The sequence below is a fragment of the Lacticaseibacillus pantheris DSM 15945 = JCM 12539 = NBRC 106106 genome (assembly GCF_001591865.1).
Taxonomy (GTDB): Bacteria; Bacillota; Bacilli; order Lactobacillales; family Lactobacillaceae; genus Lacticaseibacillus; species Lacticaseibacillus pantheris.
Map to the genome: position 1 here is coordinate 22692 of NZ_BCVS01000003.1, position 21382 is coordinate 44073.

The window sequence follows — 21382 nt, forward strand, 5'->3', positions numbered from 1 at the left end:
AAAAGTTTTGAAATATGGATTCGCCGTGAGAGACGACAGTCAACCAAATCACACCTTAGTTCAATCCATTTTCGTTATATCATCAACGCGTCTGCTCAGCCGTGTAAACTACCCTCCTTCCTATAATTTCAACGCCAACCGCTTTGTATATTCTGCTGGACGTCATAAAGGCTAGCGCTTACAATGATTATGTTAAGCACAGAAGCATTAAAAGTCACGAAGTTGTTGTGCTTAAATTACGTAAATAGTGATTAAAACGAGGTGACTTTCTTGAACGCAATAGACAGAATTTATGGTCAGCTTTTGGAACAATTTCCAACTGAGCGAATTACGACCACGCAGGCAGCCGAGGCAGTCGGCCTGACTCGTGGTGTAACCAGTAATTATTTGTCCAAACTGCATAAGACAGGCAAACTGATCAAAACTGGTAGTCGTCCAGTTTACTGGCAAATTAAGCGAGAACATTCAGCATTTGACGACCTAATCGGAAGTAATGGCAGTTTGAGCACTAACATCCAGCTAGCCATTGAAGCCATCGTTTATCCCAGACACGGTCTGCCAATCTTTATTACCGGACCATCGGGAAGCGGCAAGCTGCCATTTGCGCAGGCAATCTACCACGAATCTATTCGTCGAAATGTATTATCCACAAACGCTGTGTTCAAACTTATCGACTGCGCAAACTATAAGGATCAGGTGGGTACACTAAAAAAGAAGTTGCAAAGTGTGAACACTACTACAGCTTCAGATATCGCGACCGAGGCGGTTTACATATACGTTAAAAACATTCAGATGCTAAGCACATCGGATCAACACTACCTTTTTACACACACTAGCCAGCAGCAGAGCGAGAGCTTCCGCTATATCTATTCGGGTACTGATGATATTTTCGAGACCGCTCGTGTTTGGTTCAAAAGCGCGGCGGTCCAACTAAAGCTTAATTCATTCAGTAGTCTTCCGCTCAACGAACGCGTTGAGTTCGCTGCATTTTATCTTCAACAACAGTCTGACCAACTTAATACGGATATTCAGATTACACCAAGTGAATTAATCAATTTAGCTAATTTTGAGCACATCAACAACATTACGGCACTAAACAACCGTGTACAGTTACTCTGTGCTGATGCATATGCAAAGGCTCCAGATCACACACACTTATTGTTAGGATCATCGTCTGATGCCGCAATTTTGGTGACCCCGCATCAACAAAATTTACGAATAGGAATCAAATCGTTAGTAACAAGCGCGCTGCAGCTTGGTCCAACGACCGATTCCATGCTAAAAAAGCTTAATGATTCGCTAACCAATGGCGAGTCAATAACCGAACAACAATTTATTCTTAGTAAAGTGCTTAACCAAATCGATACTATATCGAATGACAAGATTCTATTTTCGGTTGCACAAACTGTGCAAAAGACAATTACAAAATGTATTAGTCACAACTATGGAATTAAATTTCCTAGAGACGAGACCTTCTGGGAAAACGTAGCACTGGGATTCGTCTTTGCTGGGATTTGCCGGGATAACCTGACCGATACTCAGTCAGCTAGGCAAATGCAAAAGGCCATTAAGCATCGCTATCCAAGAAGTTACTATCTTTTCACACAGCTTTTAAACAATTTAAATGAACAACAAGAACAAAATCCATACTGTTACTTACCTTTTTTCATGATAATGACCAACTGTGCAAGCTCAATTGAGTCTGTAAAGTATAATGCAATTTTGCTTTCGCACGGCGAAAATACTGCGTCAAGTATTCAGCAGGTAGCAAATTCATTGTGTGGTAATTACGTATTCGAGGCATTTGATATGCCGATTGATGTAACAATTGATCAAATTAGTAGTCATGTTAGTGAATATCTATCTAACCAAAGCCCATCGGCTAAAGGCAACATTGTTTTATTTGACATGGGTTCTTTACGACAAATGTTTAGGGAGATTAAGTCCGTTTCAGATCAAGAATTACTAGTAGTGAACAACGTGACAACGGCAATGGCCTTAGATATTGGTCTGCGAATCCAACGTAACGATGAATTCCAATCTATTGCTGAAGCAAGTGAACATTATGGAGAAACAACGGAAACACAATATTTTGAAGGTCTATCAAACAAGAAGAATATTATTGTCTCCTGCATGTCAGGCGTAGGTCTTTCTGAGGAGATTAAAAAGTTAATTAACACAACACTTTCGTCTGATATTGAAGTGATTACAGTTGATTACAAAGAACTAAATACTCTGCTCACCAATCATGATCAAAAGTTTTTTTCCAATACCCAATTAATTATGACAACCACTGATGTCGCCAGCGATATTGGTATCGAAATAATGAATGTGTACAATATCTTCGATAAATCCGCCGCTTTAAAAATCCAAACTATTCTTCGCAATTGCGGTGAAAGCACGCATTCCATAAACGAGCTAGTGGATCGTCTAGTACGCTTTCTGTCAATTGAAGGTATTCGTGGTCGTCTTCAAATACTGAATCCTGATATTGTTATTCAAGAAAGTCAGCGCATTGTTGACCACTACGAAGACTTTTACAGCGTCAAATTCAGTTCTAGAATCAAACTCAACTTGTACATGCACCTATCCTTAATGATTGAACGTATGATGACCAGTAGGCCGAGCAATAACTCAATTAGCCGAGCGACGTTAACAAAGCAGGAACAAGAATTCTTCGCTATATCTAGTGGCATCTTTCAGCCAATTGAACAGAAATTCAATATCCAGGTGCAAGACTATGAGATTGCTTTGCTTTACGAACTAATTAAGGACTTTGTTCTGAAATAGTAATCAATTATATATTCAAATCATTCTAACCCATCCCAATGAAAGTCAAAATAAGCCCTCCAGCTAATGCCAGAGGGCTAGGGATACCTATTGAATTAACATCAAATATCTACTTGTTAATCACCCGATACCCCTCACCAGTCTTCATCACGTGGCTCTTAAACACGAGTGCACCGCGGTAGTCATGCCCGGAAACGGCCTGCCAAACGGCACCCACACTTAAAGTGTCATCACCAATATTAATCAATCGGTGGGCAACATTGCCGGGAATGTAGCGCACAATGCCAGGGCCAATGGGTAACAACTTTTCGTTACCGTCGTCAAAATGCAACAGTAGTAGCCCGTCACCGGCTAATCCCCAGTAGTATTCGCCCGTATCGCGGGCCTCGTGGTAGTGTCCGCGGGTAAAGATAAACTCATCCCCCACCGTTCCCGCATGCAAGTGTGATACCCCAAAGAACAGCCCGCCACTTTGGCCCTGCTCAACACCGTTGTGGTCAGACTCCACCCAGTAGGCAATGTCATCCTGTTCACCGTCACGAAATGATTCGGGGGCCAACATCAGGTCGCGCAACGCACCTTTGTGAGTCTCGCCAGTAGTCACGTCACCCACTAAATCACCATCCGTATTCAGTCTAGTATCCATGAACTTTTCCCCTTTTATGGTTCATAATTCCGCCACACATCCATGTATTCTTGCGGCCGGGTGACAAAGTTGAACTGGTCGTGGTTCTCACGGTACTGCTGATAAATCGGAGTGCCCGCGACCATCCCCAACGCGTGATAGTCCTGTGGCCGCTTTTCAATGAGCTGGACATCATCATAATTGTCGTTATGTTGCCAGCTGATAGCACCACCATCATCTAAAATAGGATAAAACGCCAAGCCGTGGTGTGCCCGTACATCGGCATATTCAAAGCCATAATCACGAATACACCAAGCACCAAAGGACAGCGGGGTATCAGGATCACCATTAATGGTCGCGTGCGCCCACCCAGGCGGGACAATCAGCACTTCCCCCGGGTTAGCCGTGACGGCGTACACACGCCCCGGAATGTCCTGCGCCGTTTCCTGCATTAACACAATACACTTACCCGACCACACCTCGTAAACCTCGGCCGTCGAGTAATTACATGACGGCGAGATGGCGTGGATATGGCCCTGACTGCGCACGGGTTCACGCCCGATTCTACCCGCCGCATAAGTGACCGCACCAAACAGGAGCATCCGTTGCTCAAGGTCCGCACGGTCTGCATCCAGGCCGATATCCATTGCAATTGAGTACACCACATCAGGGCCCTGGGCATGCGGATCCAGCAGACTCGGCCGAATATCGTCCAGGTGCCGTTGTTCCACTTGGGGACCAAAGACGCCTGGCCCGTACTCAAACGTCATTAACTGGTGGTTCACACTGACTGGAAATCCCGGATTAAACACATTAACACGTCCTTCACTTGACGAATGCCTGAATGACCTTGATTGGTCGTTCTGGATACATATTGCGAATCTCATACTCGTTGACGCTGGCCGGCACGATGAACGTCTCGCCAAAGTGCACGGTAAAATCATCAAACGAGCCGTCCTGACTAACCACTTTGGCCTCCTGCCCATCAACCATATTCAACATGTTGACGCTATGGTGATTACTCAGGTGCGCCACCGTATTGATTTCGTGTCGATACGTCTCAATAAACTCCGTGTCCGTCGCCAGACCAGTCTTATCCACCCGTTCGTACTGGTTATGACCCACCGGTACGAACTGATTAATCAGGTTGTCCTGCACCCACTGCGTGTCACGTTCAAGCCGAATATTGTCCAGCCCCTCCTCAACGTGGAGTGGCCGCGGCTTACCATCCAGTCCAATCCGCCCCCAGTCCCACATCTTGAAGGTAAAGATGTACGGTGTCGCACTAATTTCCAGAATGACCGTGTTACCACCGCCGCAGTGCACCGTGCCGGCGGGAATCAGAAAGTGGTCACCCGTCTTAGCGGGAAACTTATTGATGTACTTATCGTCGGGAAACTGCTCGTCGCCTCGCTCCGCCGCACGGAGAACTTCGGCCAGCGCTGCTTTGTCCACGTTGGGCTTGTTGCCCAGGTATACGGATGCACCCTCTTCAGCGTGCAGAATATAGTAACTCTCATCCTGGGTGTAATTCATGCCGTACCGATCCTTGATGTACTGCGTGAGCGGGTGCACCTGTAGACTCAGATTGCCACCACCAACGGTATCGAGATAATCAAAGCGGATGGGGAACTCCGCCCCAAAACGCGCATACACCTTTGCACCCAGGATGGGTTCCGGATCGTTCAGTAGTAAATCCGTCGCCGGCACCTCGATAGGCACATCGCCATAACGCAGGATGATGCTATTCTCCTCCGGTACCCCGTCAAATGCCCAGCCGTAATTGGGTACGTCGTCTGGCAGGTCAAAGTGTTCCTTCATCCACTGCCCGCCCCATACGCTCTCATCAAAGTAGGGTACGGTGCGGTAAGGCTGGGCGGTTAACTGCTCCAGACCAGCCACGAGGCTCGGCCCATCAATCATTTTGGGTTCGTGAACCACGTTCGAATCGACCAGATAATCAACGTGCGGTAGTAGTTGCTTCTTCAACCGGTCAGCAATGCGCCATTCGAAGAAGTATCCCCGCTTGAACTTACGCAGTGCGTCCTCGTCAGCATTATCTTGCCGCCAGTTGCTCAAGCCCGCACGGTAGCGGAGCTGAACCTCCCACCGCGTCAAATCAAAGTACACTAGCAGGTCGTGCCGTGGTGCCAATAAGCTAGCACCAGTACCGTACACCACTGTCAGTCCGTGCTGGGCACCAATTGCGGCACGGTCACCGTCCAAGTTCGGGAAGAATTCGTGCATCCTGTATTGCGTCATGCGGCCCAACACCCGGTCATCCGTGATGGAATCAGCAATCTTAGCGTTGACCCGCTCTGCTGGCAAAGCGTAATCATCAGCATAAACCATGTTATCCGCGCCCAACTGACTAATAATGGTGTCCTCAACTTCGTGCCGGTTGACGCCAGGATAAAACTCCAGCACCACCGTTACGTCACGAGCATCCACTTTGGCAATCCGTTGACGCAGCGTGGTCACAATATTTTCAGCACCCTGAATACCAACCGTTTGCCCGGCCACCTTGGTTTCTGGCCTTAAATTATACTTCATCCGTTTCACCCTCAAATCATTGTTCCGCCTAAAAATCTTCGTCGTCCGCGCCATCATTACCGGTATCACTAACGATAGCCAAAGCCTGCTTCCCGGCCTGTACCGCCTGCTCCAAGTCTCCAGTCAGCACAAACTCCAGCAGAAACGCCAGGTTAATGCCAGACACATAGGTGACGTTAAATCCACCACTTTGCAAAGCCGCATAGGCCGCACTACCAGCAGAGCCCGCCGGAATATCCGACAAGAGCGTGACCGGCTCTGACCGTGAATAGGAATCAAGCACCCGCGCCAAGCGGATCTGGTAATCGGCCAACCCCGCGTCGTCCATTTCGAGGACGTCGGCTTTGACAACGTCTCCCGCGACGAACTGGGCAGCACTCAGCATTCCGGACGCCAAGCCTTTATGACTCACCATGAGTAATTGCATAATTAACCTCCAACTACATCATTGCCTTGATGCCGTACGCAATCCCGTAACCCACAAAGGCGAGGACAAAGTACGCTAGAATCAAGCGTAATGGCGAAACGTGCTTCTTCGACATGAAGTACCAGGATACAACGACCACCAACAGCGGCATTAATGCAGGGAAGATGCCATCCAAAGTTTTCTGGATATCAATAGTGGAGTGCGACATCTTGATGACGATTGGTAGTGGCACCTTGACGTAAGACGCCGCCACACCACCAGTCACCACCGTGCCCAAAACCGTAATGGCGGCAGTTACCTTCTGCGCTGTCTCACCAACGAACAGGTCGACCGACTTCGCACCCAGCGAATACCCTTTGTAGAACAAGAACCGTGAGCCCAACACCATAATGAGGTTGTAGGCCACAATGTAGAACAACGGGCCCAACACACTCCCGCCACTAGCCAATCCCAGACCGATGGATAGCAGGATAGGAATCAGCATTTCCGGGATCATGGAGTCACCAATCCCGGCTAGGGGACCCATCAACCCAATCTTCATGGAGTTGATGAAGTCGCCATCAATATCAGAGTTGCCCTGTGCGCGCTGCTCTTCCAAACCAACGGTAATCCCGTTTACCAAAGCACCCAACTGCGGCTCGGTGTTGTAAAAGACTGAGTGCCGCTTCATCGCGTCCTTGAATTCCTGAGGATCCTTGGCGTATAACTTCTTGAGCACCGGCTCCATCGCGTAGGCGAACCCGAATGCCTCCAAAAATTCATAACTAGTGGAAGCCAGGTTGTACATCATCCACCGCACGTAGGACTTGTTGAGGGTCTTTTTGTCTAGAAGTGATTTGTTCTCGTTTTGAGTCATCAGAATTCCTCCTCGTCGTCATCATTACCGTCCTGACCGTCATCTTTGGAGTTCGACTTGCCGTTGCTAGAAATGGCAAAGAAGTAAATCACCGCGACCATAGCTGCCACCATGGCGAGTGCAATCATGTTGAGCTTCATGAACACTACCGCCACAAAGCCGAACAGGAAGAACACCCACATGTAGTTGTTCTTGATGACCACGTTCAGCAACATCACAATCCCCAAGGCCGGTAAGGCGCCACCAAGGAAGGTCATCACGTCCAGCAGGTACTGTGGCATTGCAGCCAACATCTGCTTGGCAAAGCCAGAGCCAAAGTAGATAACCAGGAATGACGGCACAAAGCGGAGCACGAAACTGAAGATTTGTGGACCCCATATGGCGTTAAAGTGGAATGACCGCTCGTTGCCCTCCTCGATTGCTTTTTCAGCCCGGTGGTTCCAGTACGAATTGGCCACCTGAAAGAAGTTGAAGATGACCGTACCCACAATCCCAATCGTGGTAGCCATCGTTACGGCCACACCAGTCGACGCGTGTGACAGCACCGCCAACGCAATTGCTGGGTAAGCAATGTAGTTCAGGTCGGCAGGCATCTGGCCACCAGGCGTTACCATGGCGATGTATACCGCCTGAACAGCCGCCCCGATGATAATCCCCTGCTGCACGTCACCACAGATAATCCCGATTAGTAGCCCAGACACCAGTGGTCGGGAGATTGTGTACCAACCACCAGTTAACCCGAATAGCCACGGGGTTCCTAACGCCCCTAAGTAACACAAAACTGAAATAAGAAACGCTTGTATAAATAGCATGCTGTTCCCTCCTCACGGAAAATCAGCCAAATACCTTCTGTGCCTCTGCCCAACTCGTTTTTTTGGAATCTGGAACCAACTGGAAGTATATTTCCATGCCATGGTTGCTGAGAAATTCAAAGGCATCCATGTCGTCAGCACTGACGTTCGCACCCGGACCAACGCTCTTGGCTTCGGCCTTTTCACTCATCGGACCCACGTTGATCTTGGGGAAGGCTGCCTTCATATCAACACCCGCCTCAATTAACCGCTTGTACGTCGCTGGCGTCTTGGCTACCACCATGTACTTCTTGTCGCTACCAACAATGTCGTCCCAGCGTTTGGCCACACGTTCCACCGGCATGACGAAGCCTTTAAGGCCATGTGGCACGGCTCCCTTCAGCACCTTGGAAATGATGGGGTCGTTCGCGGCTTGATCATCAATTGCGACGATTCCCTGTGCGTCCACCTCCGAAAGCCACCGTGTGATGACTTGTCCGTGAATAATACGTTCATCTACCCGAAAAAATACAATTGCCATACCGAACATCTCCTCTGTCAGATTGTTATAACATTATTACAAAACTCAGTATAGGTACACGGGGCGCACGTGTAAAGGCTTACAATGTTATGTTTTTAGCGGTCTTGGTATGTTCCGTTTGTATTTGTTATACGTAAAGTTATAATTGTCATATCAATATAACCAAGAAGCTGGAGGCACGCCTATGCTTAATAACGGTCAACCACTATATTCGCAAATTGAAGATGAACTACGCTTTAAAATTGAGAGCGGCGAATGGGACGTCGGCAAGCGGATTCCCACGGAACAGCAACTGGGTCAAACGTACGGTGTCAGCCGCATTACGGTACGCCGCGCCTTAAGCTCCCTCGTCGAAGCCGGCTATTTGGAACGGTTACGGGCCAAGGGCACCTTTGTTAAATCCACCAACGATAATGCCAGTAAGTCGAGCTTCACGATTGTCAAAAGTTACACCAACGAAATGCTGGAGCTGGGCCGCAAGCCTGTCACCATGTGGGTCAAGGTCGAAAGGATTCCCGCCGATGAATCGGTGCGGCGCCACCTACACGTCGAAATCGGCACCCCCGTCCTCCACCTATTGCGTCTCCGTGGTGCGGACAACGAGGTCATTACCCTTGCGGATACGGTCACCCCATTTCGGGCCGGTTACAGCCTCAAGGAAGAGACCTACATGGGCTCGCTGTACGAATACCTCAGCAACTTTGGCATTCACGTTTCGGACCAGTCCGAGTACGTTGAGGCCATCGAGCCGGACAGTGAGCTAACGCGCCTGTTGCGGATTACTAAGCCCGAGCCGCTGCTCAAGCGCGTGCGGAAAATTTCTGATAAGGCGTCGGGCTACGTGGAGTATAGTGTTAACTACTATGTGGGCTCACGGTACCGGTATTATGTGGCGTTTTGATATCGCATTGTCCGCACGACGTATCCCTGGTGCCTCTGATTCACTTTTAGTCCTAGTACCATGCAGTTTACGGAGGTAACTCGCGCAAAGCGGCGGTACACTAGCAAAAATGTGGAATCAACAAACACACTAGGTTACACTTACCTTGAAAACGTTGTGGAGGGTGTCCCAAAATGGGTGAGCCAAAGTATGCACGCATTATAAAAAAAATTAAATCAAGAATTGCCAATAAAACCTACAAGCCGGGAGAATTGTTACCCAAGCAGGAGGAGCTGGCCAGTGAACTGGCGGTTAGTCGGATGACCATTAAGCGGGCGATGGATATTCTTGCTGAGGACGGTGTGGTGATCCCCCAGCGCGGAATCGGTACGCTGGTCAGAAAGCAACCTGGTCGCCCCGCCGGTCAGTTGCCAGTCAACGCCTATGAGGGTCTCAGTAAGGACCTCGGCGTGCCGGTCACCAGTAAGGTCTTGTACTTCGACATCCACTTTCCGGACGCCAAGGTACAGGAGGCGCTAGAGCTGGAAGCAAATGAGCCGGTGTACGAAATCAAGCGGCTACGCATTGTCAATGGCGAGCCTTACGGTTTGGAGCATACATTCCTCACAATGAAAATCATCCCCAACCTGGATAAGGATGCGTTACTCGGATCCTTTTACACCTTCCTCAAGGAGGAACGCGGGCTAAAGGTTGGTAGTCAGTACCGGATAATTTCAGCGGAAAAAGCCGGCGATGATGACGTTAAATATCTCGGCTCCGCTCCGGACGAGCCCGTTCTGCAGGTAGAGCAGACGACATACCTCGAGGACGGCCGCCCCTTTGACATGTCCATTGATCATCATCCGTACAGTGTCCACCATAAATACACGTATCTAAGCGGTAAGAGCATCTAGAAGCTGGCAAATCGCCGGCTTTTTATTCATTCCTTCATGTATATACCTGACGATGTTCATGTATTGACATGAAAGTAGAACGAGCATACACTATCCTTGTAAGCGATGCCAATAGAATTAGTTGAACGAGGGTTCTCACATGGAGGAAATGCTATGACCAAAACAATTATGCTCGCATGTGCTGGCGGTTTTTCGACCAGCCTCATCGTAAAACACATTCAAGCAGCCGCAGCTAAGGAAAAACTGGACTACAAAGTGTTCGCAACTGCGGCAGTGAATGCCGAAGAGGAGCTCGAAAGCGAGCATCCATCAGTATTAATGCTCGGGCCGCAAGTACGATACATGCTACCAGACCTCAAGAAACAGCTAGACATTCCGGTACAAGTGATTAACATGCAGGATTATGGGCTAATGAACGGGGCACACATTCTGCATGACGCCATGAAGTTGATGGGGGATGAATGATTGTGCAGACCCTGGTCAAAGATACCCTGCTTGCGCCACTGTTTGGTGACGGCGCAATTTTGCAGGCCAATACTACCGTCAACATTTTCGGTCACGCCCACCCCTACCAGCAGGTGCGGGTGTCACTGGCCCAGGCAAACGTACAGACAGAGGCCAGCGAAGATGGAGCCTGGCTCGTATCAGTGCCTACTGGCAAAGTTGGCACAAGTGCTCAACTGCACGTAGAGACCTCGGACAATACCACCAGTACGGAGGTACGCTTCGGCACCGTCATACTGGCCGCGGGTCAATCCAACATTGAATTCACCCTGGACGAGGAAAAACACGCTGCCGAATTGCGTCAGGCTTTCCCAACTACGGAAATCAGTTGTTACCAGGTGGCGTCAATTGATACGGAGGACGAGCCGGCATACAACGTACCTGGCTCCCCTGCGCCTGCATGGCACCAGCTATCCGCCAGCAATTTTGGCTCCCATTCCGCCATTGCCTTCTACGCGGCTTTGGAACTACTACGGAATGGGCAACGTGGCCCTATCGGTATTGTGGAATGCTATCGCGGCGGCACCTCAGCGTCATGTTGGCTACCCGCGGATGCGTTAAACCGGGAACCAACGCTAAAGGCCACATACATGGATGCATATCACCGAGCAGTTGATGGTGTTGCGCAAACTACTTTTGACAAGGAGAATGCTGAGTACGACGCCGTGTTCAATGCCTACCAGCAAAAGAAGGCTGCCTACATGCGTGCACACCCGTATTTAGGGCAAAACATCGTTAAACAAAGGGTTGGGCATACCCCATGGCCACCGCCGATGACTCCAGCCGCCTTTTTCCGACCATCAGGGCTATACCATACTGAGTTCAGTAAGATTGTGCCGTTCACATTTGGTAGCGTCATCTGGTATCAGGGCGAGAACGATGCTCCCCACCCGCACGCGTATACGGCGTTGTTGAGTGGTCTGATCAATCGCTGGCGGGCTGACCTGAAACAGCCGCGGCTCCCATTTTACGTGGTACAGCTACCCCAGTATAACGACGAACCTATCGATGCCTGGCCACTGCTACGTATGGCGCAGGCAAAGGTAGCACGGGAATTACCTAACGTGCACTTAGTCTCCATTGTCGACACGGGTGAGCGCCACAACATTCACCCGACTGACAAACGTACTCCCGGCACACGGATTGGGGCGGTGATGGCAAATGCGGCAGGATACTGCGATACTCCTCAGGTTCAACAAATAACCACGGAAGACGGACCCACAGACGGATTACGCCACGTAACCTTCTGCGTTGGCCAATCACACCAGCTGCAAGTTAACGGTCAACTCGAAGTTCAAGTATTAGTTCAAAAAGGTTGGCGTACGGTCACCGCAACAAAAGCCACGGTTACCAGCAACGAATTGACAATCGACCTACCGGCAAATGCAGCCGCCGTCCGGTACTGCTGGGACAATGCGCCGGTACCGACCTTGTATAATGATGTTGGGTATCCCGTGTCACCGTTTAGTTTGCGGATTCGTTGAGGGAGACGGAGAAACCGTAGATAGTGAAATTAATCGCCATTTTAAAACCGTCGTACACATTGGTTGTGTGCAACGGTTTTTATCCTTGATGACGCATTTAACGGTCAAAAAGTATGATGCTATTTTGCGAGTCCACCTTGCCTAAGTTAAATGTGTCAATGATATATTTGCTAGAGCTAAAATCAACGACTCCGCTAAAACCAAATCACTTAACATTGTGAACCCACCATTAGTTACAGCCGGCGATAGGATTATTCTACGTGGTATCAATAATCCACATTACATCATAGAGTTATTTATCCTTGCCGCTCAATGTACATGATGTAAACTATGACTATATCTGTAGTATAACGACAACATTTCTACTAGCGGGGTACAAAAATGATTACAAGTAAAAAATTAGCCGATTACTATCTACAAACCCTTCGACAAAGTGTATTAACTGACAGTCCCGCCAAGCCGCAAGGATCCGTCGACATTGAACCAGAAGATTTTTTTGCAGGAAAGATTCCATCCCAGTCCGTGGGAAAATTTTTTGGTAGTCACACTCATCCAAAAAAACAAACAGATCATACCCTAAGCGTTTTAATAATGCCCATAATTCGCAATAACACTAGAAATCCTGCGCCGATGGTTATTCCAGCAAAAATATCATCTGACGGCGAGCTCACACCAATAGAACACAATTTCCCATGGATTCCCAGAAAGTTATTAAGCCCCGTGTTAGAAGATTCTGAACAAAATCAAGGTCAGCCTCCTATCGCGGACCTAGCGCAGTTTAATACACAAATTGAGGTTAATCCTTTTAGCACTGATGATTGGAACACCTTTGCAGTACAATCAGCAGAGCTGTTTGAAAAACTCACTCATCAATCACTTGTAAATTTTCACTTTAATAAAAATCACTCATCAGACGACAACGAAACCAATAAATTCAGAATTGTATTAGGCGAGCAAAATTCGGGTATGTCCTTTAGCATCCAACGCACATATGAAAAGATTATTGATACCAAGAAAAACTTACCGTTATTCTCCTCAATGGTTCCTAACTCTTCACATAAAAGCCAACATGTTCTAACTGCGCAACAACTATCTGAGGAACACGTGAACCATCTCGGTCAAATGAACCCAGAGCATGGACTCACTGACACTCAAAGACAAGCATTGGCAAACTATACTGCTCTAAAGCCGGGACAAGTGCTTGCCATTAGCGGCCCTCCTGGGACAGGAAAAACATCATTACTGCAAAGCGTTATAGCCACTGAGTGGGTTAAGTCAGCTGTTATGGACGAATACCCTAAAGTGTGTGTAGCCTCATCAACCAATAATCAGGCAGTTACGAACATTATTAGTAGCTTTACCCATGCTGCCAGCCTCCCCGAGGACAGTCAAATTATCTGGCCAGCAACTAAGATATACAAAAATTTTACGGACAAGCAAGCTATGTTTGCTGACCATTGGTTGCCTGGTAATAAAACATTTGGGCTCTACCTGGTATCCCCTGAAAAATATAAAAGCACAAGTGGTATAGATGCTAAAATTACAGCACGGGAGCATCAGTACCTCAATAATTTAAGCACACCAGAATCCTTAGCGGAAAATACTAAGGCATTCCTTTCAAATTGCCAACAATTGTTTCCAGAGCTCAACGCATCTGTTGAAGTCTATCGTGACGAACTGCACCAGGCATTAATGGATGTTGTTGACGATATCCAGCTAATACTAGATGGTGATAAGCGTGACTTTGATGGTCAAGTTAAGAAAGAAGAATCTTTACTGGTCCAAATAAAGGAACATCTTCACCAACAGCAAACTCTATTCGCTACTAACAAACAATTGTTGGAGTCTTGGTATGACTACGATCATAAAAACACCACAATACTCGACTACTTACCAGTCATAGGCAAAAAGCAGGCCAAAAAGCGGCGTCAAAACTTTTGCGAACTACACGGTCTAGACGAAAAAGTAAACTTGGTGGCACAATTTAGGCGTTCAAGAAAAGCCGTGCCAAAGGCACAGGACAAGTATGCCCAACAAAAGGAGAAGCTTAATCGACTATACCAAGCGAAAGGTGAATATACTGATGCGATATTCAGAAACCACATCGTGAAAGGCGAGCCACTAGATGCCCAAATTGACACTAACATGAGATACCTAGCGTTCATGCTATCCACTCATTACTGGGAAGCACGATGGTTGTTAGAACAAGAGGATTTACCTCAAAAAGAAACCAGCCAAATTACTAAAAAGAGAGATTGGCAAATCATTTCAATGCTGATGCCTTGCATTGTTGGAACATTTTATCAAGTGGATAATTTTTTCAAAGAAGACAGTAAACGGCCGATGTTTAACGATATCGACCTGCTAGTGGTCGATGAAGCAGGCCAAGTTAGTCCGGAAATAGCCCTAGCCAGCTTTGCTCTAGCTAAAAAGGCACTTGTAGTGGGGGACACTAAGCAAATTCAGCCAATTTGGGCCCTCGAAAAGAATATTGATCGGGTCAACATGCGCCACCTAATTAACTTCAGCGAAGATGACATAGAAACCATCGAAAATGATGGATTCTCTGTTGCTAGCGGCGACCTTATGTCAGCAACTCAGCATCAATCATCTTTTATCGCTAATGAGAATAACAGACAAAGCATAATGCTGAAAGAACACTTCCGCTGTCTGCCCGACATCGTTGACTATTTCAACAAAATGTCCTACGACAACCAATTAATTCCCAAACGTTCCACGCCAAAGGGCTCATCAGGATGGTCATTGCCACAGTTCGGATATGCTACTCTGCTTGGTAAAGCAAAAACAAAAAATGGTAGTCGCTACAATGAGCGAGAGGCACAGGCAATTGCAAGGTGGATTCGCGAAAATAAAACCCGGATAGAATCTATGGATCATGGCCATAAAACTCGGTTAAAGGATACAATCGCAATAGTGACCCCATTTAAGGAACAATCGAACACAATCAAACGTGAATTACAAAAAGAAGGGCTCAAAGATGAGGAGCTCACGTGCGGAACAATTCACGCTCTACAAGGTGCTGAACGGAAAGTGATCATCTTTTCCCCCGTTTACGATAGTGATAAAACGGAATTTTTCTTTGATAGAAACACCAATATGCTCAATGTTGCCGTTTCTAGAGCCAAGGATAGCTTTTTGTATTTCGGTAATGTAGACATTTTACCTGTGAAGGAATCCCTGCCATCCGGACAACTCGCGCGAAAACTGTTTGCGCATAAAAGCAATCAAATCGTGGGAGTATCAAGTTTCCAACCCGACGAAATAATTGCAAATTTAACAGGTGCAAAGGCTCATGATGACTGGCTAATTAGACAACTCTCTCGGGCCCAGGAAAGAGTGGATATCAGTGCTCCTTACATTTCCAATCTTGTACTTCAAGATCAAGCAAAACCGGTACTTGTGGCCATGGAAAGCTGTATTAACCGAGGCGTCTCGGTGGTTGTTCACCCAAGTGCAGAAATGAATACTGAAAAAAATAAATTGCAAAATTTCCAGTCTGGTATTAATACTCTTTCGTCACTGGGTGTGACTATCAAAATGACACACAGGCGTATACACTCAAAGCAAATACTGATTGATCACCACATTCTTGCAGACGGCTCCTTCAATTGGTTGTCAGCAAAACGCAACAAAGAAGATAAATTCTATAATATCGACACCACAATGGTTATAGATAATGCAAATCTAGCTGAACAGTTTGCTCTGGATGTTTTTCGAGACACACCTCAAAAACAAGCATAATAAAAGTAGGTTCAACCCTCTGCCCCCACCGGCAACTGGGTTGAACCTATTTTAGTACTGCGTAAAATCAGCTTCCGTTGTTTCAACAAATTCGATCGAAATCAATATCTGCCTACGCTTGATTAATCAAACCAAGCGCGGTCTGCAAAACCTTTTCGCCATTCATAGTCCCGTAGTCACGAATATCAATTACTTCAACGGGAATATCCAGCCTGCCCTTCAAATCCTTCTCCATAAACCGGACTTGAGGTCCAAGCATCAGGACATCCGGGTTCTGTTCCTCCATTGCGTCATCAATACCACTCGATGCCGTAGCAAAGATATCAACGTCAATATTGTCACTGGCCGCGGCCTTCTGCATATTTGCGACCAACATGCTGGTGGACATACCTGCGGAGCAAGCTAACATAATTACCTTTTTTGCCATAATGAACCATCCTTTCAAATTCCAGTGTCCATGCATTAACTACGCTTGTTGTTCTGCCTGTTGCTTCTGAAATACTCGGTTAGATGCAATTACAAATGGTGCGTAAATGAGTGTACCGATGACAATCGTAATGATTTGCATCAGTGATGCACGCCAGTCACCACCCGTTGCCAGATATCCAGAGATAACGGGAGGAGTTACCCAAGGAATCAGAATATAGGTTTTAGCAACAAGGCCAGCTGCTGTTGATACATAAGCAATCAGCGTTGCTACTAGTGGCGATAACACAAACGGAATTGCGTAAACCGGGTTAAAGACAATTGGAACACCAAACATCATTGGCTCACTAATGTTAAACAGACTAGCAACACCACCGATGTTAGCAATCATCCGTTCATCCTTACGACGAGAGAAAATAATGATTGCTAACACCAGGCAAATCATTGTGCCACCGCCGCCCATGTACACATACGCATCCAAGAATGGTTGAGTAACGATGTTTGGTGCCGAAGACCCAGCCTTAATTGCATCAATGTTCTGCTGCAAGGAGGTTAATAGAATTGGTCCAGAGATTGCGCCAAAAACAAAGGCACCATGGATACCAAAGATAAATACAACGGTAGCAAGGAATACGTATAACAGAATACCTGGTAATGACTGGAAACCACCAACTAGTGGTGCTTGCAGTACCTTCACGATAACATCGGCCGGGGACATTCCTGTTAACGTCTGCACCAGTACTTCAATAATAGCAAAGAACGTAATGGTTAAAAATGCTGGGAACAGTGAGCTGAAGGCCTTCGATACTGCTGGTGGAACACCGTTGGGCATCTTGATCTGTAGTCGTTTACTCTTCGAAAGTTTTACCAGGATGGTCGTGCCAACTAGACCTGCGATGATGCCCATCATCATGGCGTTAGCCGATGTTTCGTTCTGGCTCAGTGCACCCAAGACGGATACACTTTTACCAGTTGCACTCTGAATGGTGAGTTGATTAGGCACCAACGCGATGTAACTAGCTACCGAAACCATCCCTCCGATTGACCCATCGGCCTTGAGGTACTTAGCGAGTCGGTAACCGATGAGAAAAGTAATCAGAATCGTCAAGAACCCCAAAGTACCGTTGTACGCCTGAGTCCCAATTGCCATAATCTGCTCATGACCAGGCATTGACCGTAATAATCCAGTTTTCGGCGCCAATAGAACGTTGTTTACCAAAAGGAAAAACGCTGCTGTAATGGTTAACGGAATGCTTCCGGCAAAGGCATCACGCACGGCCATGATGTAATTGTTAGATGACAGCTTACCAGCGAAAGAAGATAAACCGTCGATAAATTTGTTAGACTTCATTGTTGTTTCTCCTTTGAGGATGATTTGAGGAGTGTGGCAATCACCGATAGCCACCGACCACTATTACTAATCCAAACTTCCTTGTAAGTTGCATTATTAAACTGCGGCCAGTATGGTGCATCTTCGTCATCACGAGTTTCAATACCAACCGGCAAAGCTCCAACTTGGGGGCCGCTAGATACCGCGTACAAATCATCAAACTTGTGACCCAAACCAAGCATTAAAGATTTACCGAATGGATTTTCTCCGGCTATCCAGTAAAGCTGGTTTTCAGCTAATTGTCTTAATTGTGCGTCGTGTAAAACGTCGCCTAGGGTTGCGGCCCCTAATGCAGTCGATAGAAGAATTCCGTTATTACCACGGAAGGAGAACCAAACCGGAAAACGCTTGACGTACAGATGATCGGCTATCTTTATCCCCTTTTGCAATTGTTTGCCATACTCAGATTCGGCCGTTGCGTCGGTCAGCAGATGCTGAATGTGAAAACTGTCTTTATCTTGTTGCTCATCGTCAAAGTACAATCCGGAAGATATCATCGGGTACGGGGCTGTATATTGCTGTAGCCACAGAAGATAATCGCCGTACATCCGTGCACCATCTTTAAACAATTGCTGCTCATCAGCAGTAGTAATCTTGATCAGCTCTGCTAACGCAAAGGCAAATAAGTGTTCACGTGACTGGTGGTTAAAATGCTGAAAAACAGTGTGTGTTTCATCGCGATAAAACACGCCTTTAACCACTCTACCGTTAACGGTAATTCCACCACGTTCCTGATAAGTTAACAGCCTTTTACCGGCACTAATGGCTTTTTGTTGGTAGGTATCGTCATGGGTTAATTTAAAAAGAACTGCAGCCGTCCATGCAATAGTGGAATCATAAGAGGACTTTGACGTGTTATAGGTGTGCTCCCACATAATTGGTTCGCGCTTATACGGGTGTTCCATGAAGACGGCACTCGCAAATTCAAAGTCGCTGATTGCGGCCTGAGTAAGCACCCGCTTTAATTGAGTGTTGTTGGTGACCAACGCGGCTTTGCCCTCAATACCCGCAAACAGGAAATTATCATACGCGCTGTTGTGTGTACGAGCACGAACGTCATCAAAGTTGCCGATTTGGTTATCCGTCCACCGGGAGGTACCAGCACTAGTAGCGCGGTATCCATCCCCAAAACGCGTCTTCAGAATGAAGTCCAGACCCCATTCGGCCTCTTCCTCGAGCCGAGCAGCAAATGCCGGTTGTTCTTTTTGATATACACTCGACACCTCCAACAGGCTCAATGCGACTTCACCGGTCTGCATGCTCTGTTGTGATAGGTCGCCAGCATCGTGCCAGCCACCGTTAAACGGAACTGTCATGCCGTTATGCTCTGCAAACACATCCGTATGGCACGTTCCGTGTACTCCTGGTACCGGAGCACCGCAACGTTGACTATAGATAAAGTTCAGGCTATCAAGCACTGATTCAGACCAAATTTTGTTACTAGGAAGAATCTGAACGGTTTCCGGTCGGCATCCCGATACCCTAATCTCATATTTTCCGGGCTGACTTAGCTCCGAAAAGTCACCACTAAATAATTGCCGCCCGTCAACACTCTGCTTGGTTAATTTACCGTCCAGAACAATGCGGTTCGTACTTTGATCGATAACCTCAAAACTCGCTTCTGGGACGTTATCACTAACGAGGATGGATTTACGACCATGTTGGTCATACCCCAGTTGCGATGCAATAATCACGCCGTCCGTTGGCCGCCAGCCGACATTTTTTGATGAATTTTGGGTAACTCCCAGGATGATATCACTAATCTCAATGTCGATTTTGCCCGGCATATTCATGTATGAACCATTCGCCGCCGAGCTAAAACTAATCTCAGTAATAGCATCACGAGGCAAATCACTAATGTCTAGATGGTATTGGTGCGGTTTGTGATCGTTAGCTAGGTTGATGGAATGAAACCCATCGCGCATGTACTTGTCCGGAATCTTAACAACACCATCATTTTTAAACGCAACGGTCACGTTTGAGTTAATGACGTTCACATCGTTAGAACAAATCGTAAAGATAATCCGGTTATATCCGGCCCAGTCGAGCCGATTCAACGTTTTATACCCGGTGACCGTCCCATACTGAATATAGTCACCATCAGTCGGAGAACCTTGTGGCCAGCTTGAGTACCTCGTTGGTGATTTTAGCGCGACGACCCCGACACCGTGTGAAGTTATAGATCCCCGGTCACGATGTTGCCAAACAGACGTGGTCATACTCGTCAGGTCAACCGCCTTGCTTAAATGCTTCTCACTTGGAGATTGCTGTAGTTTCAATAAGTGGTGCAGATTATTTGTCCTCTGCAATACCTCTTGAATTGACATCGACTTTCACCCCCGTTTCAAAACCACGTAAACCTGCGCCAACAATCGAAATATTATTAGGATTAATCTGACTTTTTACGATACCCATTTTCATTAGACGTGTAGTCTCCGGGGTAATTCGAGCACAGATACGGTCAATCAACCAATTTCCGTTGCTGGTGCCGCCACCAATTACAACTGCGTCAGGATCACTAGTACGAATTAGGTTCTCAATCAAAACGGCTAGGGCAATTAACGCTTCGTCCATGACCTCAATTGCCACTAGGTCACCATTGTCATAGGCACTAAATAATTGTTCTGCCCCAACACGGCCGTTTTCTTCAACCTTTAATTCAGTCTTGGCACCTTCCTCGATAAGTACCCGCGCCTTAGTACTGATACCCAGTCCCGAAGCAATTGGCTCAACACAACCATAACGGCCACAAACGCACTTATCGGTACTATGAATATCGACCGACATGTGTCCCACCTCGCCGGCATCAAAATGCGCACCGGTTAAAATTCGGTTGTTCTCCACAATCCGTCCCGCGATACCCGTACCAAGATTAAGATAGATAAAATCAGCTGTTCCTCGGCCAATACCGACCTTGTTTTCTGCATATGTAGCAGAATAAACGTCATTCGCAGCTATGGCTGGTATTCCAAACTGTTCGGTTATCGCACCAGCGAGGTCAATTGGTTCGCACCTCCCTGGATCAATCTCGTACCAATATCCCGTATCAGCGTTAATCCTGCCAACCGTACTAACACTAATTTGTTGAATTTGTCCGTAATGCGGATGGCTGAGATAGTTATCTATCGCGTTAATGATTTGTTTTGTTGCTAACGCCTGCGTACCGACGTCGGAAGCAAACTTCATTTGTTGATGCAGGTGGCCTTGTCTATCGACTTCAGCAACCACAATTTTTGTTCCGCCTTGATCAATCGCCAGGACGGTCGGTATATTTGTTGTCATAGCTCATCCCTCTTTGGTAACGTTCCCACATACGTGAAACCGCTTTATTTATCTTTCGACACCATGCTATCGCGGCTTATCTCGACTGTCAAGCACAAAACACTAATTTGGTAACGTGCCCAAAAATATCTTGCAAGCCCTTACTTTATGTTTTAAA

General features: G+C 47.0%; 17 protein-coding genes. 6 read left to right on the forward strand and 11 right to left on the reverse strand.

Going from position 1 to position 21382, the window contains the following annotated elements; translation table 11 throughout:
• Nucleotides 1-270: 270 nt before the first annotated feature.
• The gene (locus tag LPA02S_RS00835; RefSeq protein WP_056956706.1) at nt 271-2790 is read left to right on the forward strand and encodes a PRD domain-containing protein; all 2520 of its coding nucleotides are present in this window, start codon (nt 271-273) and stop codon (nt 2788-2790) included.
• Nucleotides 2791-2899: 109 nt separating this feature from the next.
• Here LPA02S_RS00835 and LPA02S_RS00840 read toward each other — a convergent pair whose 3' ends face one another.
• From LPA02S_RS00840 to LPA02S_RS00870, 7 genes are read right to left on the reverse strand one after another with little or no spacing between them, the layout of a single operon-like run.
• Nucleotides 2900-3436, reverse strand: coding sequence for a glucose-6-phosphate isomerase family protein (locus LPA02S_RS00840; protein ID WP_054649095.1), 537 nt, complete (start codon nt 3434-3436; stop codon nt 2900-2902).
• 14 nt (nt 3437-3450) lie between these two features.
• A complete protein-coding gene (locus LPA02S_RS00845; protein WP_225350204.1) occupies nt 3451-4227 on the reverse strand; it encodes a glucose-6-phosphate isomerase family protein in 777 nt (258 codons plus the stop codon).
• Between the two features lie 13 nt (nt 4228-4240).
• Nucleotides 4241-5968 (reverse strand): class I mannose-6-phosphate isomerase, encoded by a 1728-nt coding sequence (locus LPA02S_RS00850; RefSeq protein WP_054649093.1) that lies wholly within the window; start codon nt 5966-5968, stop codon nt 4241-4243.
• Between the two features lie 28 nt (nt 5969-5996).
• Nucleotides 5997-6395, reverse strand: coding sequence for a PTS sugar transporter subunit IIA domain-containing protein (locus LPA02S_RS00855; RefSeq protein WP_054649091.1), 399 nt, complete (start codon nt 6393-6395; stop codon nt 5997-5999).
• Nucleotides 6396-6408: 13 nt separating this feature from the next.
• On the reverse strand, nt 6409-7251 hold the full coding sequence (locus tag LPA02S_RS00860; protein WP_054649089.1) for a PTS system mannose/fructose/sorbose family transporter subunit IID: 843 nt from the start codon (nt 7249-7251) through the stop codon (nt 6409-6411).
• On the reverse strand, nt 7251-8063 hold the full coding sequence (locus LPA02S_RS00865) for a PTS mannose/fructose/sorbose/N-acetylgalactosamine transporter subunit IIC (RefSeq protein WP_054649087.1): 813 nt from the start codon (nt 8061-8063) through the stop codon (nt 7251-7253). Before LPA02S_RS00865 ends, LPA02S_RS00860 begins: the two co-directional genes overlap by 1 nt.
• A 22-nt stretch (nt 8064-8085) precedes the next feature.
• Nucleotides 8086-8583 (reverse strand): PTS sugar transporter subunit IIB, encoded by a 498-nt coding sequence (locus tag LPA02S_RS00870; protein WP_056956707.1) that lies wholly within the window; start codon nt 8581-8583, stop codon nt 8086-8088.
• Between the two features lie 184 nt (nt 8584-8767).
• On the opposite strand from LPA02S_RS00870, the gene LPA02S_RS00875 reads away from it, so the two are divergent.
• The 5 genes from LPA02S_RS00875 to LPA02S_RS00895 all read left to right on the forward strand — a co-directional run bounded on the left by LPA02S_RS00875 (nt 8768) and on the right by LPA02S_RS00895 (nt 16127).
• Nucleotides 8768-9484, forward strand: coding sequence for a GntR family transcriptional regulator (locus LPA02S_RS00875; protein ID WP_054649085.1), 717 nt, complete (start codon nt 8768-8770; stop codon nt 9482-9484).
• Nucleotides 9485-9657: 173 nt separating this feature from the next.
• Nucleotides 9658-10377, forward strand: coding sequence for a GntR family transcriptional regulator (locus LPA02S_RS00880; RefSeq protein ID WP_056956708.1), 720 nt, complete (start codon nt 9658-9660; stop codon nt 10375-10377).
• 153 nt (nt 10378-10530) lie between these two features.
• A complete protein-coding gene (locus tag LPA02S_RS00885; RefSeq protein ID WP_054649081.1) occupies nt 10531-10842 on the forward strand; it encodes a PTS sugar transporter subunit IIB in 312 nt (103 codons plus the stop codon).
• Nucleotides 10839-12365 (forward strand): sialate O-acetylesterase, encoded by a 1527-nt coding sequence (locus LPA02S_RS00890; protein WP_054649079.1) that lies wholly within the window; start codon nt 10839-10841, stop codon nt 12363-12365. Before LPA02S_RS00885 ends, LPA02S_RS00890 begins: the two co-directional genes overlap by 4 nt.
• Before the next feature lie 381 nt (nt 12366-12746).
• Entirely contained in the window at nt 12747-16127 is a 3381-nt protein-coding gene (locus tag LPA02S_RS00895) for an AAA domain-containing protein (protein WP_056956709.1), read from the forward strand.
• Between the two features lie 112 nt (nt 16128-16239).
• Here LPA02S_RS00895 and LPA02S_RS00900 read toward each other — a convergent pair whose 3' ends face one another.
• The 4 genes from LPA02S_RS00900 to LPA02S_RS00915 are packed head-to-tail and all read right to left on the reverse strand — an operon-like array spanning nt 16240 to nt 21225.
• A complete protein-coding gene (locus LPA02S_RS00900) occupies nt 16240-16554 on the reverse strand; it encodes a PTS sugar transporter subunit IIB (protein ID WP_056956710.1) in 315 nt (104 codons plus the stop codon).
• A 39-nt stretch (nt 16555-16593) separates the two neighbouring features.
• Nucleotides 16594-17904, reverse strand: a complete 1311-nt coding sequence (locus LPA02S_RS00905; RefSeq protein WP_054649069.1) for a PTS sugar transporter subunit IIC — start codon at nt 17902-17904, stop codon at nt 16594-16596.
• Entirely contained in the window at nt 17901-20270 is a 2370-nt protein-coding gene (locus LPA02S_RS00910; RefSeq protein ID WP_056956711.1) for a glycoside hydrolase family 9 protein, read from the reverse strand. Before LPA02S_RS00910 ends, LPA02S_RS00905 begins: the two co-directional genes overlap by 4 nt.
• Complete coding sequence (locus LPA02S_RS00915) at nt 20236-21225, reverse strand: ROK family protein (protein ID WP_054649061.1); 990 nt, start codon at nt 21223-21225, stop codon at nt 20236-20238. The genes LPA02S_RS00910 and LPA02S_RS00915 overlap by 35 nt, the downstream gene beginning before the upstream one ends.
• Nucleotides 21226-21382 lie beyond the last annotated feature (157 nt).